Raw genomic sequence first — 15,772 nt, forward strand, 5'->3', positions numbered from 1 at the left:
GGATGACGGTCGACACCGACGTCGAGAAGGGACGGCCCGAAGCGATCCGGGCCGTCCCCGTCCGTCATCCCGGCCGCTGGGCCGCCGCGGTGGTCGTGCTCGTGCTGGTCGCGATGTTCGTCCACTTCCTGTTCACCAGCGACGCGCTGGACTGGGCGGAACAGCGGAAGTACATCTTCTCCGTCGCGGTGCTCAAGGGCGTCCGCAACACGATCCTGCTCACCTTCGCCGCGATGATCGGGGGCGTGCTGTTCGGCACCGTCCTCGCGCTGATGCGGCTGTCGCCCAACCCGCTGCTGCGCGGTGCGTCCTGGTTCTACCTGTGGTTCTTCCGCGGGACGCCGCTGTACACGCAGCTGCTCGTCTGGGGCGCGATCGGCTCCCTGTTCCCGACCGTCGGCATCGGCATCCCGTTCGGGCCGGAGTTCCACACCTGGCAGACGCAGGCGCTCGTCACCGCCATGATCGCCGCGGGGCTCGGGCTCATCCTCAACGAGGCCGCCTACATGGCGGAGATCATCCGGGCCGGGATCCTGTCGGTGGACGAGGGGCAGCAGGAGGCGGCGAGCGCGCTCGGCATGTCCCGGATGCAGACCATGGGCCGCATCGTGCTGCCGCAGGCGATGCGGGTCATCATCCCGCCGACCGGCAACGAGGCGCTCTCCATGATGAAGAACACCTCGCTCGTCGCGGCCATCCCGTTCTCCGAGCTGACGTTCACGGCGCAGACGATCTACGCCAGCACATACAAGATCATCCCGATGCTGGTGATGGCGTGCCTGTGGTACCTGCTGCTCTCCTCGCTCATGATGGTGGGCCAGCACTACCTGGAGCGCTACTTCAGCAAGGGGATGGGCAGGCCCGCCGAGGCCAGGCAGCGGCTGCGCTTCCGGGGCGGGGGCGGCGGCCAGTGAGCGGAGGAACGGCATGGTGAGACGCCGGAAGCAAGCGCAGGGCGACCCCTCCGCGAACGTCGAGAAGTTCGCCGCCGAGGTGTCCGCGGGCAAGTGGAGCGGCGGCGGTCCCGCGAACGGCGGCCCCATGGTCAAGGCCGAGAAGGTGCACAAGTCGTTCGGCCGGCTGGAGGTGCTGAAGGGCATCGACCTGGAGGTCCGGCAGGGCGAGGTGATGTGCGTCGTCGGACCGTCCGGGTCGGGCAAGTCCACGTTCCTGCGCTGCATGAACCACCTGGAGAAGATCAACGCCGGACGCCTGTGGGTGAACGGCCACCTGGTCGGCTACCGGGAGTCGGGCGGCAAGCTGTACGAGCTGCGCGACCGGGAGGTCGCCGCGCAGCGCCGCGAGATCGGCATGGTCTTCCAGCGGTTCAACCTCTTCCCCCACAAGACGGCGCTGGAGAACGTCATGGGGGCGCCGATGTGGGTCAAGGGCGTCCCGAGGGAACAGGCCAGGCAGCATGCCCTCGCGCTGCTGGAGCGCGTCGGACTCGCCGAGAAGGCGCAGAGCTACCCGTCGCAGCTGTCCGGCGGGCAGCAGCAGCGGGTGGCGATCGCGCGGGCGCTCGCCATGGAGCCGGCGCTGATGCTGTTCGACGAGCCGACCTCCGCGCTCGACCCCGAGCTGGTCGGCGAGGTCCTGGAGACGATGAAGGGGCTCGCGCTCGACGGCATGACCATGATCGTGGTCACCCACGAGATGGGCTTCGCCCGCGAGGTCGGCGACTCGCTGGTCTTCATGGACGGCGGCGTCGTGGTCGAGGAGGGCACCCCGCGGGACGTCCTCGCCGACCCGCAGCACCAGCGCACCCGGGACTTCCTCTCCAAGGTCCTCTAGGCGCCCCGCGCGCGAGGGCTCAGCGGCCCGCGAAGAAGGAGATCACTTCGCGGGTCGCGCGCCCGTGCTCGGGCCGGATCAGCAGCGGGACGCGCTGCCGCCGCGGCACGAACAGGTACCCCGGGAACGCCGTGTCGTGGTCGGGGCACGCCGTGAAGGTGATCGCGTGATCGGCCTCCGCGGGGGTGCGGGCGTCGCTCGACGCCTCGCCGTAGAGCAGGCCGGCGGCCTTGCGGTACTCGGCGGGAACCGACAGCGTGGCCGTCCTCCCCGCGCGCACCAGGACGCCCGTCTTGTACCGGCCGTTCACTCCGTGGCGGGCCGGATCGGCGTCCGCCCAGCCGCGCACCCCGCTGATGACCATGGGTTCCACGATGAGATCGTCCGGCTCGGCCCGGTAGGGGCCGGAACGCTCCCCGGGGAACGAGGCGTTCCGGTTCGCGCAGTTCATGATCCGCGGATCGGCGGGGTCGCGCGGCGCCGCCGTGGCGGGCGGCGCCACCGTGGCGGGCGGCGCGGCTGCGGCGGGACGTTCCGTCCCGCCGTCCGCCTTCTCCGTGCAGGCCGCCGCCGCGAGCATCAGCCCGGCGAGGAGGAACGCTCGCTTCCGCATGGGGGCATTGTCGCGGAGTGTCCGCGACGTTGGTCAGGGGTGGCCGTCCGCCGCCCCGGCGCGTTAGTTAGTGTGCGTTCATGTTCGCTGTCACGGCAACGCAGATCGACGCAGACAATCCACTGAACGGGCTCACGCTGGGGGAGCGGCCCGATCCCGACGTACCGGACGGCTGGACGACCGTCACGGTGAAGGCCGCCGCGCTCAACCACCACGACCTGTGGTCGCTGAAGGGCGTCGGCCTGCCCGCGGACAAGCTCCCGATGATCCTCGGCTGCGACGCGGCCGGGATCGACGAGGACGGCAACGAGGTCATCGTCCACGCGGTGATCGGCGACCCGGACCGGGGCGGCGGCGACGAGACCCTCGACCCGAAGCGGTCGCTGCTGTCGGAGGCCCATCCGGGGACGTTCGCGGAGAAGGTCGCGGTGCCGCGCCGCAACCTCGTGCCGAAGCCCGCCGAGCTGTCGTTCGAGGAGGCGGCCTGCCTGCCGACGGCGTGGCTCACCGCCTACCGCATGCTGTTCGACAAGGCGGAGGTGCGGCCCGGGTCGTCGGTGCTGGTGCAGGGCGCCGGCGGCGGCGTCGCGACCGCGGCGATCGCGCTGGCGTCCGCCGCCGGGTACCGGGTGTACGCGACCAGCCGGAGCGAGGCCAAGCGCAAGCGCGCCCAGGAGCTGGGGGCGGACGCGGTGTTCGAGCCGGGCGCGCGGCTGCCCGAGCGGGTCGACGCCGTCATCGAGACCGTCGGGCAGGCGACCTGGTCGCACTCGCTGAAGTCGCTGCGGCCGGGCGGCCGGATCGTGGTGTCCGGCGCCACCAGCGGCCAGGTGCCGCCGGCGGAGCTGAACCGGGTGTTCTTCCTCCAGCTGTCGGTGGTCGGCTCCACCATGGGGACGCGGGCACAGCTGGAGCAGCTCGCGCGGTTCCTGGTCAAGACGGGCGCCAAGCCGCTGATCGACCGGACGCTCCCGCTGAGCCGGGCCCGCGAGGGGTTCGCCGCGATGGCCGAGGGCGACCTCTTCGGGAAGATCATCTTCACGCCGTGAGCGGGGCGGCCGCGGCCCCGCCCCGCCCGGGAGGGGTCACGGCCGCTTCTTCTGGAAGACCTCGTTCTTCAGGCGTTCGCGGGCCTCGTCCAGGAGGGCCTCGGCGGCGGCGAGGTCGTCGTCGTCCAGCCGGGCCCTCTTCGCGGCCTTGCGGACGTCCTCGACGAAGTTGCGGAGCAGGCGCTCCAGCTTGAGGCGGGCGATGTCGTCGCGGGTGCCGGTCGCCGTCTTCCAGGCGTCGTCCCAGTTCTGCCGCCACTCCTCCTTCCACGCCTGCTTCTGCTCGCGCCAGTACTCCTTCTGGCGCTTCCACTCGTCCTTCTGCCGCTCGGTGGTCTCCTTCCACGCCTCCTTGGACGTGGTCTTGCCCTGGTCGCGCATGGTCCGGGCGGCCTGCGTCAGCTCCTCGCGCAGCGTCCGGACGGTCTGCCGGACGTCCTCCTGCACGCCCCGCGCGAACTCCTGCGCCGAGGCGGAGATCTCCTCCTCCAGGTCGGCCAGCTCGTCCATCCGGCGCTCCAGCTCCTCGCGGCCCTTGTCGGTCAGCGAGTACACCTTCTTGCCCTTGATCACCTCATGGGTGACCAGGCCCTCGGCCTCCAGCCGGGCGAGCCGCGGGTAGATCGTGCCGGGGGAGGGGGAGTAGACCCCGAGGAACCGGTCCTGCAGCAGCCGGATCACCTCGTAGCCGTGCCGCGGGCTCTCCTCCAGCAGCTTCAGCAGGTACAGCCGCAGCCGACCGTGACCGAAAACGGGGCTCACGTCTCACTTCTCCATTCGGGGGCCGGTGGTGATCTCCGAGGCGTCGTCGTCGCGGCCGAGCAGGGTGATCGCGCCGGACACGGTGTTGACCGTCAGCCGGCCGCCGCCGTCGCCGAGCTTGCCGCCGACGCTCTGCGCGAGGGTGCGCTCCTGCCGGCCGAGCTCGGGGAACGACGTCTCGATCCGCCCGGCGGCCGAGCTCAGCGAGACCCGGGCGTTCGCGGACTCGGGGACGCGCAGCGCCACCTCCCCGGACACCGTGTTCACGTCGACCCCGCTGTCGGTGCCGAGGTCGAGGTCGGCGGCGATGCGGCCGCTGACCGTGCGGGCCCCCAGCCGGTCGATGGACGCGCCGGCGAGGGACAGGTCGCCGGAGACGGACGTGAACGAGACCGTCCCGTCCAGGCCCTGCGCCTCGATCGCGCCGGACACGGTGTTGGCGTCGATCGCGCCCGCCACCCCGTCCAGCGTCACGTCGCCGGACGCGCTCTTGATGGACGTGCGGGTCGTCATGCCGGTGACCACCGCGTCCGCCGACACGAGGTTCAGCGAGACCGGGCAGTCGTGCGGGACGGTCACCGTGATCGCGGCGTGCACCTTGTGGGTGCGCAGCCAGCTCAGCACGCCCTCCCACAGCTTCTCGTGCGTGACGGTCAGCATGCCGGCCTCGTGCGTGACGACCAGCGGCGGGCCCTCGACCTCGCCGACCATGATGGAGGGGCGCTCGTCGGAGGCGAGCACCGAGACACTGCCCGCGATCAGCGTGACCCGCAGCGCGACCACGCCGTCGAAGTCCAGGGTGGTCGGTTCCTCGATCGTCCAGCGCGACATCGCGATGCCCTTCGTCCGGCTCCTCTACCAGTAAACACGATATGTCGCGTTCCTGGAAAGTCAAGACATATCGCGTAAGCCGGGCGGACTACTCGTCGTCCTCGTCGTCCAGCCGGGCGAGCCAGGTGGCGAGGCGCTCGACGGGAGTCTCGAACTCCGGGTTCAGGTCGACGAACTCGCGGAGCCGCTCGGCCAGCCACGTCAGGCTGACCTCCTCCGCGCCGCGCCGGTCCGTCAGCTCCTCTATGCCCCGATCCGTGAAGTACATGGACTGGTGTCTTCTTTCTGCGCTCTCGCCCTCGGGACGCCGAGGGCCCCGGCGCGCCGCGCCGGAGCCCTCGCGTCTACGCCTGCCCTGTGCTACTTCTGCTTCGGCTCGCCGAACAGCCGCGCGAGCAGGGCCTCCTGCTCCGCCTGGTGCAGCTTCGCCGACCCCACCGCGGGCGACGACGACGCCGGGCGCGACACCCGCGACATCTTCAGGCCCTCGATGTGGTGCGGCAGCTTCAGCGCCATGAACGGCCAGGCGCCCATGTTGGCGGGCTCGTCCTGCACCCACACGACCTCGGTGTGGCCCGGGTACTTGGCCAGCTCCGCCTTGATCTCGTCCACCGGCGGCGGGTACAGCCGCTCGACCCGGACGACCGCGGTGTCGTTCGCGCCCGCCGACTGCCGGGCCTTCACCACGTCGTAGTAGATCTTCCCGGTGGTGAGCAGCACCCGCCGCACGCCCGCCGGATCGACCGCCGGGTCGCTCTCCGGGATCACCGGCTGGAACGCGCCGTCGGTGATCTCCGCGACCGGGGACGTCGCCGCCTTCAGCCGCAGCAGCGACTTCGGCGTGAACACGACCAGCGGCTTGTGCCGGCCCGACAGCACCTGCCAGCGCAGCACGTGGAAGTAGTTCGCCGGCGTGGTCGGGTACACCACGGTCATGTTGTCCTGCGCGCACATCTGCAGGTACCGCTCGATCCGCGCGGACGAGTGGTCGGGCCCCTGGCCCTCGTAGCCGTGCGGCAGCAGCAGCACGACGCCGGAGTGCTGGCCCCACTTCTGCTCGCCGGACGAGATGTACTCGTCCACCACCGACTGGGCGCCGTTGGCGAAGTCGCCGAACTGGGCCTCCCAGACGACGAGCGCGTCCGGGCGGGTCATCGAGTAGCCGTACTCGAAGCCCATCGCCGCGTACTCGCTGAGCAGCGAGTCGTGCACGTAGAACTTCGACACGCCCTGCCCGAACTGCTTCAGCGGCGTGTACTCCTCGCCCGACCTGCGGTCGACGAGCACCGCGTGCCGCTGCCCGAACGTGCCGCGCCGGGTGTCCTGCCCGACGAGCCGCACCGGGCGGCCGTCGATCAGCAGCGAGCCCATCGCCAGCAGCTCGCCGGTCGCCCAGTCGATCGCGTCGTCCTCGATCATCTGGGCGCGGCGCTGCAGGATCGGCTGGAGCCGCGGGTGCGGGGTGAAGCCCGCCGGCAGGCTGACCTGGGTCTCGATGATCCGCTTGACAGTCTCCTGCGGGATCGCCGACCCGGCCTTGCCGTGGTCGATCGGGATGCGCTCCTCGACGTCCGGCTTGACCACCGAGCCCGGTTCGAGTGGCTTCTTCACCGCCTCGCGGGTCTCGGTGAAGGCCCGCTCCAGCTGCTCCTGGTAGTCGCGGAGCGCCTGCTCGGCCTCCTCGACCGTGATGTCGCCGCGGCCGATCAGCGCCTCGGTGTACAGCTTGCGCACCGAGCGCTTGGCGTCGATCAGGTCGTACATCAGCGGCTGGGTGAACGAGGGGTTCTCGCCCTCGTTGTGGCCCCGGCGCCGGTAGCAGACCATGTCGACGACGACGTCCTTCTTGAACGTCTGCCGGTACTCGAACGCCAGCAGCGCCACCCGCGCGCACGCCTCCGGGTCGTCGCCGTTGACGTGGAAGATCGGCGCCTGGATCATCCGGGCCACGTCGGTCGCGTACACGCTGGACCGCGAGTACTCCGGCGCGGTGGTGAAGCCGACCTGGTTGTTGATGATGACGTGGACGGTGCCGCCGGTGCGGTAGCCGCGCAGCTGCGACAGGTTCAGCGTCTCCGCCACGACGCCCTGGCCGGCGAACGCGGCGTCGCCGTGGATCAGGATGGGCAGCACGGTGAAGCCGGCCTCGCCGACGTCCAGGACGTCCTGCTTGGCGCGGACGACGCCCTCCAGCACCGGGTCGACCGTCTCCAGGTGGGACGGGTTCGCGACCAGCTCGGTGTGGATCTTGGAGCCGTCGCTCGCGACGAAGTCGCCGGACGCGCCGAGGTGGTACTTCACGTCGCCGGAGCCCTGCGCGCTGCGCGGGTCGAGGTTGCCCTCGAACTCGCCGAAGATCTGCCCGTAGGACTTGCCGACGATGTTGGCGAGGACGTTCAGCCGGCCGCGGTGCGCCATCCCGATGACGACCTCGTCCAGGCTGTCCTTCGCCGCCGCCGAGATCACCGAGTCGAGCAGCGGGATGACCGACTCGCCGCCCTCCAGCGAGAACCGCTTCTGCCCGACGAACTTCGTCTGCAGGAACGTCTCGAACGCCTCGGCGCTGTTGAGGCGGCGCAGCACGTGCAGCTGCTCCTCGCGCGACGGCTTGTCGTGCGGGACCTCCACGCGCTCCTGGATCCAGGCGCGCTCCTCCGGGTCCTGGATGTGCATGTACTCGATGCCGACCGTCCGGCAGTACGCCATCCGCAGCACGCCGAGGATGTCGCGCAGCTTCATCGTCGGCTTGCCGCCGAACCCGCCGGTCGCGAACTCGCGCTCCAGGTCCCACAGGGTGAGGCCGTGCTTGAGGATGTCGAGGTCGGGGTGGCGGCGCTGCTTGTACTCCAGCGGGTCGGTGTCGGCCATCAGGTGGCCGCGGACCCGGTAGGCGTGGATCAGCTCGTGGACGCGGGCCACCTTGGCGACGTCGTCGTCGTGGGTGGCGGAGATGTCCTTGACCCAGCGCACCGGCTCGTACGGGATGCGCAGCGCCTCGAAGATCTCGTCGTAGAAGCCGTCCTCGCCGAGCAGCAGCTGGTTGATGCGGCGCAGGAAGTCGCCGGACTGCGCGCCCTGGATGATCCGGTGGTCGTAGGTGGAGGTCAGCGTCATGACCTTGCTGATCCCCATGCGCGACAGCGTGTCGCTGGACGCGCCCGCGAACTCGGCCGGGTACTCCATCGCGCCCACGCCGATGATCGTCCCCTGGCCGGGCATCAGCCGCGGCACCGAGTGGACCGTGCCGATCGTGCCCGGGTTCGTCAGGCTGATCGTGGTGCCCTGGAAGTCCTCAAGGGTGAGCTTGCCGCCGCGGGCCTTGCGGACGATCTCCTCGTACGCGGCCCAGTACTGGCGGAAGTCCAGCGTCTCGGCGGCCTTGATGCTCGGCACGACGAGCTGCCGCGAGCCGTCGCTCTTCTGCAGGTCGATCGCCAGCCCGAAGTTGACGTGCTCGGGCCGGACCAGCACCGGCTTGCCGTCCACCTCGGTGTAGGCGGCGTTCATCTCCGGCATCGCGGCGAGCGCCCGGACGATCGCGTACCCGATCAGGTGCGTGAACGAGACCTTGCCGCCGCGCCCGCGCTTCAGGTGGTTGTTGATGACGATGCGGTTGTCGACCAGCAGCTTCGCCGGGACGGCGCGCACGCTCGTCGCCGTCGGCACGGCGAGGCTGGCCTCCATGTTGGTGGCCGTCCGGGCGGCGACGCCGCGCAGCCGGACCTCCTCGGCGCCCGCGGGCACCGGCGGCGGAGCCGGCTTCTCCGCCGCCTTCGGGGCCGGCTTCGCCGCGGTCTTCGGGGGCGCCTGCGGCGGCGCCACCGGGCGCCGCGCTGTCGGCGGAGCGGCCGCGGTGCCGTTCGCGGCCGCCGGGGCCGCGCTCCCGGTGGACGCCTGGGGGGACGCGGGGGTCGCCGACGACGGCCGGCTGTCCGGCCGGTAGTCCGCGAAGAAGTTCCACCAGGCTTCGTCAACGGAGTTCGGGTCTTCGAGGTACTTCTGGTACAGCTCGTCGACCAGCCACTCGTTGGCGCCGAAATCTGTGATCTTTGGGTCGGCACTAGTTTGCGACGACTCTGTCGACACGGCGGAGATCGCCCTCTTCCGCAGCTCGCAGGTGAGTTCTGAGACGCACCCCAGGCTACTGTAGTGAGGGCGCGGCCGCGTGCCTCAGTGGGTGTGAGGCGCGACCGTCGGGCCCTCGCTGGCCTGGATGAGGACGAAGCCCTGGCCCTGGTAGGCCAGCTGCATCGCCTCGCCGCTGCCGCGGCCGATGAGGGCGGACGCCTTGAAGGTGCGGTTGACGCCGACCTGGAGGCTGGTGCTCCACGCCACGGCGGACTGGCCGTCCGCGAACGTGGGGGCGCGGCCGCAGTCGAGCATGACGGGCGTGCCGTGCGTGGTGAGCGCCACCCATCCGGTGCCCTGCAGGGTCGTGTTGAACAGGCCGCCCGCGGCGATGCCCGCGCCCTGGACGCGCTGGATGTCGGACTGCAGGTGCGAGTCGTAGGCGAGGATGTTCTTGCCGTTGACGGTGATGCCCTCGTTCTCCAGGTAGAAGAGGTGGATGTCGTCGGCGTCGTTGGCGGCGAACAGCAGGCCCTGGCCCTTGACGCGCATCAGGGGGACGCCCTCGCCGGTCAGGGCCTTCTTCATGAACTTGCCGATGCCGCCCGCGCCCTCGTAGTCGAACTCCATCTGGCCCTGGAAGGCGACCATGGAGCCCTGGCGGGCCAGGACGTCCCCGTTCAGGTGGACGCGGAGCATCTTGGAGTTCTGGAGGGCGAAGTGGCCGGGAAGCTGCTGGCCCTGGTCGAGGTTGCCGAAGAACTGGCTGCGCATGGTCGGGTCATGCCTTTCGTGCGGATTACTGGAGGTCCGCCAGCATAACGACGGGACGGGGTTCAGCGTCCGCGCCCGTGCGGAGCGGTCCAATCCGTGAGAGGGCCCTTGGGGACCACGCCGGACGGGTTGATGTTGCGCTGGGTCACGTAGTAGTGCCGCTTGATGTGGTCGAAGTTCGTCGTCTCGCCGAACGCCGGGATCGAGTACAGGTCGCGGGCGTAGCCCCAGAGGTTGTCGTAGTCGACCAGTCGCCGCAGGTTGCACTTGAAGTGCCCGTGGTAGACGGCGTCGAAGCGGGCCAGGGTGGGGTACAGGCGGACGTCGGCCTCGGTGACGTCGTCGCCGAACAGGTAGCGGCGCGTGGAGAGGCGCTCTTCGAGCCGGCCGAGGGTGTCGAAGAGGGCGTCGAACGCCTCGTCGTAGGCGCCCTGGGACGTGGCGAACCCGCACTTGTAGACGCCGTTGTTCACGGTCGTGTAGACGAGGTCGTTCAGCTCGTCGATCTCGGGGCGGAGCGCCTCCGGGTACAGGTCGGGCGCGCCCGGCCGGTGGTGGGCGGCGAACTCCGTCTCGAACATCGTGGTGATGTTCGGGAAGTCGTTGGTGACCAGGCGCTCGGTCTCGGTGTCCCAGATGGACGGGACGGTGTAGCGGCCCTGGAACGACGGGTCGGTGGCGAGGTACAGCTCGGAGAGGAACGCCGCGCCGGTGACGGGGTCGGGCTCGGGGAACCGCCAGCCCCGCTCGTCCCGGATCGGGTCGACGACCGCGACGCCGATCGCGTCCTCCAGGCCGAGGAGGCGCCGGACGATCAGGCTGCGGTGCGCCCACGGGCACGCGTAGGAGACGAACAGCCGGTAGCGGCCGGGCTCGGCGGGGAGGCCGGACGAGCCGTCCGCGGTGATCCGGCCGGTGAACCGGTTGGACTGCCGCACGAACCGGCCGCCCTCGACCTCTTGAACGCTCACGCGCGCCTCCTCCTGAAGTCTGTGGGGCCATCCGGGGATGTCGCCCGAAAGACCGATCCGAGCCCGGGACCCCGCGGATACCATAACCGTCGTCAGCAGATGCCAAACGGCCGCGCGCGGCCCGGCGGGACGAGATGGCGGGGGTCCATGCTCGAGCACTTCAACGCCCTGGTGGACGGGATGCCGCCCGCGATGATCTACCTCGTCATCGCGGCGCTGGTGTTCGCCGAGGCGGCGCTGTTCGTCGGGTTCGTGTTCCCCGGCGAGACCGCGATCGTCGTCGGCGGCGTCCTCGCCAGCCAGGACGTCCTGTCGCTGCCGCTGCTGCTCGTCATCGCGGTGGTCGCCGCGGTCGCCGGCGACTCCGTCGGCTACGAGATCGGCCGCAAGTACGGGCCGCGGCTGCTGGACGTCGGGGTGATGCGCAAACACCGCGCGAAGGTCGCCGGCGCGCAGGAGCTGATCCGCCGCCGGGGCGCGTTCGCGGTGTTCATCGGCCGGTTCACCGCGCTGCTGCGGGCGCTCATGCCGGCGCTCGCGGGCAGCTCGCGGCTGCCGTATCCGAAGTTCCTGGTGTTCAACGTCATCGGCGGCGTGACCTGGGTCGTGACGTTCACGCTCGGCGGCTACTTCGCGGGCACGGCGTTCGAGCACGCGGCGAAGCTGGCGGGGCGGGGCCTCGCGATCGGCCTCGCGGTCGCGGCCGTCGCCGGGCTGGTGGTGTGGACCGTCCGGAAGCGCCGCAAGGAGGCCCTTGAGGAGGCCGATGCGGAGGCCGAGGCAGAGGCCGAGAGCGAGCCCGCCGCCGCGCGGACGCTCCCGTAGCGCTCAGACGTGCATGCGGCCGCTGATCATCGGCAGGTCAAGGTAGGTGCGGATGCCGGGCTCGGCGGCGCACACGGCCGGGACGGAGTTCAGCGCGTGCCCGGACGCGGCGGAGATGACGTCGGTGAGCCAGTCCTCGTCGACCGAGAGCATCAGCGACGGGCGGCCGTTCACCCGGAGCGAGTACCCGGGGCTGCCCCACTCGTCCGGCATCCGGGCGGCGTCGGCCTTGTGGACCACCTCGACGGTGATGACGGGGCGCCCGCCGGCGAGGCCGCTGAACGTCCAGCGGGCGGCCGCGACGGTGCCGCGCGGGATCGGGCCTGCGGCGGTGACGAGGTCGGTGCCCGCGAGCCGGTAGTCGACGTCGACGTCGATCTCGTCGAGGTCGACGCCGAGCCCCGCCGCGACGAGGTGCAGGCTCTCGGCGAACATCGCGCGCATCGCGGCGCGGTTCGGCCGCAGGGCGCGCTGGTACGCCTCCTCGGTCTTGCCGAAGCCGAGCATCCCGTGGACCATCCGCCAGGACGGGTGCCGGGCGAAGTCGGAGCACTCGCGCGTGTAGACGTGGGTGATCCGCCGCGACAGCCGGGAGAGCACGAGCGGCATGACGTCGGCCATGAAGCCGCCGCTGACGCCGCTGCCGTGCACGGACGTCCCGCCCCGCTTGCACGCCTGCTCCAGGTCGCCGACGTACCGCGGGCCGTGCGCGTACGGGTAGACCAGCCCGCAGAGGGAGATCAGGTTCTTGCCGGACGCCAGCAGTGCGCAGATCGTGTCGAGGTCGGCGAACCGGTCCTGGGCGGGGGTCGGGGCGTAGACGACGCAGTCGGCGTCGAGGGCGAGGATGTCGTCGAGGTCGCGGGTCGCCGCGATGCCGATCGGGTCGCGTCCGGCGAGGGCCCCGGCGTCGGCGCCCTCCTTGGCGGGGGTGTGCACCCAGACCCCGGCGAGCTCCATGTCGTCGCGGTCGAGGACGCCCCTGATCGCGCTGCGTCCGAGCGCTCCCGTCGCCCACTGGACGATGCGGTACGGGCGGCGGCCGGTGGACGGCGCGGCGGCGGCGATCATCGAGACGGGACCTCCGTTGCTCCTCGCGGCTTCGTCGGAGACTACGCGGCGGCTCCGGTGAATTGCGGCATTCGACGCAACTTCCCTCGTGTCCCATCGTACGCGCGGGGAGGGGACCCCGGTGGAGCGCGGCCGAGCGAGATTCGGTTTAGTAGTACCACTTGGTAACCCCCGGATGATTTCCTGGGGGCGGGCCCCACGATGTGAGGAGAAGCGAATGTCGGAACTGCGCTACGACGACCGGGTCGCGGTCGTGACCGGGGCCGGCCACGGCCTCGGCCGCCAGCACGCCCTGGAGCTCGCCGCGCGCGGCGCCAAGGTCGTGGTCAACGACCTCGGCGGCGACCGGTCCGGTGTCGGCGCCTCCGCCGGCCCCGCCCAGGAGGTCGTGGACGAGATCAAGAAGAACGGCGGCGCGGCCGTCGCGAACCCCGACAACGTCGCGACGCCCGAGGGCGCGCAGGCCGTGATCAAGACCGCGCTGGACGAGTTCGGCAAGGTCGACATCGTGGTCAACAACGCGGGCATCCTGCGCGACAAGTCGTTCAAGAACATGTCCGTGGCGGAGTTCGACGCGGTCATCGCCGTCCACCTGCGCGGCTCGTTCCTGGTGTCCAGCGCCGCCTGGTCGCACCTGCGCGAGCAGGGCTACGGCCGGATCGTGAACACCTCGTCCCCGGCGGGCCTGTTCGGCAACTTCGGCCAGGCCAACTACGCCACGGCGAAGATGGGCCTGGTCGGGTTCACCAAGACCCTCGCCCAGGAGGGCGCCAAGTACAACATCAAGGCCAACGCGATCGCGCCGGTCGCCTGGACCCGGATGACCGAGGACCTCCTGCCCGCCGACTTCGCCGGCAAGCTCGGCGTCGACCAGGTGACGCCGCTCGTCGCCTGGCTCGTGCACGAGTCCAACGAGGACTCGGGCGAGGTCTACACCGTCGGCGGCGGCCGGATCGCGAAGATCTTCGTGGCGGAGGGCCCCGGCTACGGGCAGAACAGCACGCTCTCGGTGGAGGACGTCCGGGACAACTGGGCGGCCGTCAACGCGAGCGAGCCGCTGACCGTGTTCAAGAACGTGGGCGAGCAGATGGGCCCCCTGATCCAGCAGCTCACCTCCTGAGCCGTTGGCCGGGATCAAGCTCGACCGGCGGGACGGGGTGCTCACGATCGCCCTGTCCCGCCCGGAGCGACTGAACGCCGTCGACGGCGCCCTGACCGAGGAGATGCTCGACGTCCTGAACGAGCTGGCGCGCGACCCGTCCACGCACGTGGTCGTGCTCACCGGCGAGGGGCGCGGGTTCTGCTCGGGCATGGACATCCAGGGCGGCGACCCCGGCGGGGAGAGCGCCGAGGGCCGCGTCCAGCGGCTCTACGGGGGCATCGCGCGCGGCGCCGAGGTCACCGCGCGGCTGCGGGAGATCCCGCAGCCGGTGATCGCGGCGCTGCACGGCCCGGTCGCGGGCATGGGCGTGTCCTGGGCGCTGGCCTGCGACCTGCGGGTCGCCGACCCGACGACCCGGTTCGTCGTCCCGTTCACGAACCTCGGCCTGTCGGCCGGCGACTGCGGCCTCTCCTGGCTGCTGCCCCGGCTGATCGGCCCCGCGAAGGCCGCGGAGCTGTCCTACCGCGCGCAGCGGCTGGACGTGACCCGCGCCGACGAGCTCGGCCTGATCACCGAGATCACCGCGGAGGGCGCCGACCTGGCGGGGGCGCAGGCCCTGGCCGACGAACTGCTCACCAAGTCCCCGTACGGCCTGCGCCGCACGAAGGAGCTGCTCAACGCGTCCCTGGACGCCCCCGGCCTCCGCCGCCAGCTCATGGCGGAGACGGCCGTCCAGACGCTCGCCTTCTTCACCGAGGACCTGGCCGAGGGAATGACGGCGACACTCCAAAAACGCGACCCCGATTTCAAGAACCGCTAGCCCGGAGATTGGAGCTCGACCACCGGGCACGGGTCGGGCGGCCGGAGGGCGCTCTGCGCCCGGAGGCCGCCCGGCCCGCCGAGCCGGGCGACCGCGGCGACGCCCAAGAACCCGCACGGTCACGAGGACCGCAACGGCGGCGTGAGGATCGACCGGCTCGTGACGGGGGGTTCCAGGGGATCGCCCCCCCTGGGTCAATCAGCGAGTGCCGTCGACAACGCTTCGACGTAGCGGAGGGCGACCAGGCGGGCCAGGGCCGGGTGGGCGCTGAGCGGCGCGGAGTGGGCGGCGCCGACGGAGGCGGCGGCGGGTGCGGCCAGTGCGGCTTCGGGTTCGGGGCCGATCAGGTGCGGGGCGAGGGCGATGGACGTGGCGCCGGCCATGCGCAGTTGTTCGGCGGCGGCCTTGACGGACGCCTCGTCGTTCAGTGAGGCGGTGAAGACCGGGGCGGCGAGCCGGGAGGCGAGGAGCACGCCGGTGACTTCGGCCTGCCGGACGGCGGTCGCGTCTCCGGGTGTGGCGACGATGACGCCGGACGCGGCGGTCACCATCGTCATCAGCCTGATCCGGTCGGCGCGGGCGAGGCCGGCGTCGGCGAGCCGGTCGTGCAGCGCCTCGGCGATGAGGGGGTGCGGGCCGAGCGGTTCGGCGGCGACGGCGCGTACGGGGGCGGTGGCCACGGCGGCGTGGACGGCCCGGTCCAGTGCCGGGTCGGGGCCGGTGGACAGCGGTACGACGATGGCGGCGAGTTCGTCGTGCTCCTGCCGTACGGCGGCGAGGAGGCCGCGCAGGCTCGCCTCGTCGCCGTCCAGGTGCCCGACGTAGGCGGGCTGGCCGGTGTGCTCGATCTCGACGAGCCGGGAGAGCTCGGCGGCGATCTCGGTGCCGGCCTGCCGGGCGTGCCCGGGCACGGCGAGGATCAGGGCGGGGGATCCGGGGGGCAGCAGGAAGGACTCGTCGCCGCGGTGCCGGCCCCCGCGGGGGGTGCGGCGCCTTCGCGACGGCAGTGCGTCGGATGCCTGGCTTTCGGGACTCACGGCGGGAATCGTAACGCCCTCCGGCCCGGGAGCCGTCCTCCCGGCCCGGCCGGCC

15 protein-coding genes are annotated in these 15,772 nt (G+C 71.4%); 6 read left to right on the forward strand and 9 right to left on the reverse strand.

The features are described from left to right. Positions 1-2: 2 nt before the first annotated feature. Positions 3-914: an amino acid ABC transporter permease gene (locus ACA511_RS36440; RefSeq protein WP_375029274.1), complete on the forward strand. Its 912-nt coding sequence runs from the start codon at positions 3-5 to the stop codon at positions 912-914. Between the two features lie 127 nt (positions 915-1,041). Then, positions 1,042-1,794, forward strand: coding sequence for an amino acid ABC transporter ATP-binding protein (locus ACA511_RS36445; RefSeq protein WP_375029391.1), 753 nt, complete (start codon positions 1,042-1,044; stop codon positions 1,792-1,794). 19 nt (positions 1,795-1,813) lie between these two features. Here ACA511_RS36445 and ACA511_RS36450 read toward each other — a convergent pair whose 3' ends face one another. Further along, positions 1,814-2,407, reverse strand: coding sequence for a hypothetical protein (locus tag ACA511_RS36450; protein ID WP_375029275.1), 594 nt, complete (start codon positions 2,405-2,407; stop codon positions 1,814-1,816). An 80-nt stretch (positions 2,408-2,487) separates the two neighbouring features. Here ACA511_RS36450 and ACA511_RS36455 point away from each other — a divergent pair, with 80 nt between their 5' ends. Further along, a complete protein-coding gene (locus ACA511_RS36455; RefSeq protein WP_375029276.1) occupies positions 2,488-3,456 on the forward strand; it encodes a zinc-binding dehydrogenase in 969 nt (322 codons plus the stop codon). Positions 3,457-3,492: 36 nt separating this feature from the next. Here the strand turns inward: ACA511_RS36455 and ACA511_RS36460 are convergent, their stop codons facing one another. From ACA511_RS36460 to ACA511_RS36485, 6 genes are all read right to left on the reverse strand, one after another. Beyond that, positions 3,493-4,218 carry a PadR family transcriptional regulator gene (locus ACA511_RS36460; RefSeq protein WP_375029277.1) on the reverse strand — a complete coding sequence of 242 codons (726 nt, stop codon included), beginning with the start codon at positions 4,216-4,218 and terminating at the stop codon, positions 3,493-3,495. Between the two features lie 3 nt (positions 4,219-4,221). Beyond that, the gene (locus ACA511_RS36465; RefSeq protein ID WP_375029278.1) at positions 4,222-5,049 is read right to left on the reverse strand and encodes a DUF4097 domain-containing protein; all 828 of its coding nucleotides are present in this window, start codon (positions 5,047-5,049) and stop codon (positions 4,222-4,224) included. An 88-nt stretch (positions 5,050-5,137) separates the two neighbouring features. Then, complete coding sequence (locus ACA511_RS36470; RefSeq protein ID WP_375029279.1) at positions 5,138-5,317, reverse strand: DUF6104 family protein; 180 nt, start codon at positions 5,315-5,317, stop codon at positions 5,138-5,140. Between the two features lie 92 nt (positions 5,318-5,409). Beyond that, positions 5,410-9,135, reverse strand: coding sequence for a multifunctional oxoglutarate decarboxylase/oxoglutarate dehydrogenase thiamine pyrophosphate-binding subunit/dihydrolipoyllysine-residue succinyltransferase subunit (locus tag ACA511_RS36475; protein WP_375029280.1), 3,726 nt, complete (start codon positions 9,133-9,135; stop codon positions 5,410-5,412). A gap of 84 nt (positions 9,136-9,219) precedes the next feature. Then, positions 9,220-9,891, reverse strand: a complete 672-nt coding sequence (locus ACA511_RS36480; RefSeq protein WP_375029281.1) for an AIM24 family protein — start codon at positions 9,889-9,891, stop codon at positions 9,220-9,222. A gap of 62 nt (positions 9,892-9,953) precedes the next feature. Beyond that, positions 9,954-10,862, reverse strand: a complete 909-nt coding sequence (locus ACA511_RS36485; protein ID WP_375029282.1) for a glutathione S-transferase family protein — start codon at positions 10,860-10,862, stop codon at positions 9,954-9,956. Between the two features lie 147 nt (positions 10,863-11,009). On the opposite strand from ACA511_RS36485, the gene ACA511_RS36490 reads away from it, so the two are divergent. Beyond that, positions 11,010-11,687, forward strand: coding sequence for a DedA family protein (locus tag ACA511_RS36490; RefSeq protein WP_375029283.1), 678 nt, complete (start codon positions 11,010-11,012; stop codon positions 11,685-11,687). A 3-nt stretch (positions 11,688-11,690) separates the two neighbouring features. Here the strand turns inward: ACA511_RS36490 and ACA511_RS36495 are convergent, their stop codons facing one another. Further along, on the reverse strand, positions 11,691-12,758 hold the full coding sequence (locus tag ACA511_RS36495) for a dihydrodipicolinate reductase (protein WP_375029284.1): 1,068 nt from the start codon (positions 12,756-12,758) through the stop codon (positions 11,691-11,693). A gap of 217 nt (positions 12,759-12,975) precedes the next feature. Here ACA511_RS36495 and ACA511_RS36500 point away from each other — a divergent pair, with 217 nt between their 5' ends. Beyond that, positions 12,976-13,878 (forward strand): SDR family oxidoreductase, encoded by a 903-nt coding sequence (locus ACA511_RS36500; protein ID WP_375029285.1) that lies wholly within the window; start codon positions 12,976-12,978, stop codon positions 13,876-13,878. 4 nt (positions 13,879-13,882) lie between these two features. Next, complete coding sequence (locus ACA511_RS36505) at positions 13,883-14,680, forward strand: enoyl-CoA hydratase/isomerase family protein (RefSeq protein ID WP_375029286.1); 798 nt, start codon at positions 13,883-13,885, stop codon at positions 14,678-14,680. 194 nt (positions 14,681-14,874) lie between these two features. Here the strand turns inward: ACA511_RS36505 and ACA511_RS36510 are convergent, their stop codons facing one another. Next, positions 14,875-15,717: a sirohydrochlorin chelatase gene (locus ACA511_RS36510; RefSeq protein WP_375029287.1), complete on the reverse strand. Its 843-nt coding sequence runs from the start codon at positions 15,715-15,717 to the stop codon at positions 14,875-14,877. Between the last annotated feature and the right edge of the window lie 55 nt (positions 15,718-15,772).

The sequence above is a fragment of the Actinomadura sp. GTD37 genome, assembly GCF_041951365.1.
Classification (GTDB): domain Bacteria; phylum Actinomycetota; class Actinomycetes; order Streptosporangiales; family Streptosporangiaceae; genus Spirillospora.

Bases quoted from the DNA above. Each gene is read 5' to 3' on its own strand.
- ACA511_RS36440 (WP_375029274.1), top strand. From the start codon at position 3: ATGACGGTCGACACCGACGTCGAGAAGGGACGGCCCGAAGCGATCCGG.
- ACA511_RS36445 (WP_375029391.1), top strand. From the start codon at position 1,042: ATGGTCAAGGCCGAGAAGGTGCACAAGTCGTTCGGCCGGCTGGAGGTG.
- ACA511_RS36450 (WP_375029275.1), bottom strand. From the start codon at position 2,407: ATGCGGAAGCGAGCGTTCCTCCTCGCCGGGCTGATGCTCGCGGCGGCG.
- ACA511_RS36455 (WP_375029276.1), top strand. From the start codon at position 2,488: ATGTTCGCTGTCACGGCAACGCAGATCGACGCAGACAATCCACTGAAC.
- ACA511_RS36465 (WP_375029278.1), bottom strand. From the start codon at position 5,049: ATGTCGCGCTGGACGATCGAGGAACCGACCACCCTGGACTTCGACGGC.
- ACA511_RS36470 (WP_375029279.1), bottom strand. From the start codon at position 5,317: ATGTACTTCACGGATCGGGGCATAGAGGAGCTGACGGACCGGCGCGGC.
- ACA511_RS36480 (WP_375029281.1), bottom strand. From the start codon at position 9,891: ATGCGCAGCCAGTTCTTCGGCAACCTCGACCAGGGCCAGCAGCTTCCC.
- ACA511_RS36490 (WP_375029283.1), top strand. From the start codon at position 11,010: ATGCTCGAGCACTTCAACGCCCTGGTGGACGGGATGCCGCCCGCGATG.
- ACA511_RS36495 (WP_375029284.1), bottom strand. From the start codon at position 12,758: ATGATCGCCGCCGCCGCGCCGTCCACCGGCCGCCGCCCGTACCGCATC.
- ACA511_RS36500 (WP_375029285.1), top strand. From the start codon at position 12,976: ATGTCGGAACTGCGCTACGACGACCGGGTCGCGGTCGTGACCGGGGCC.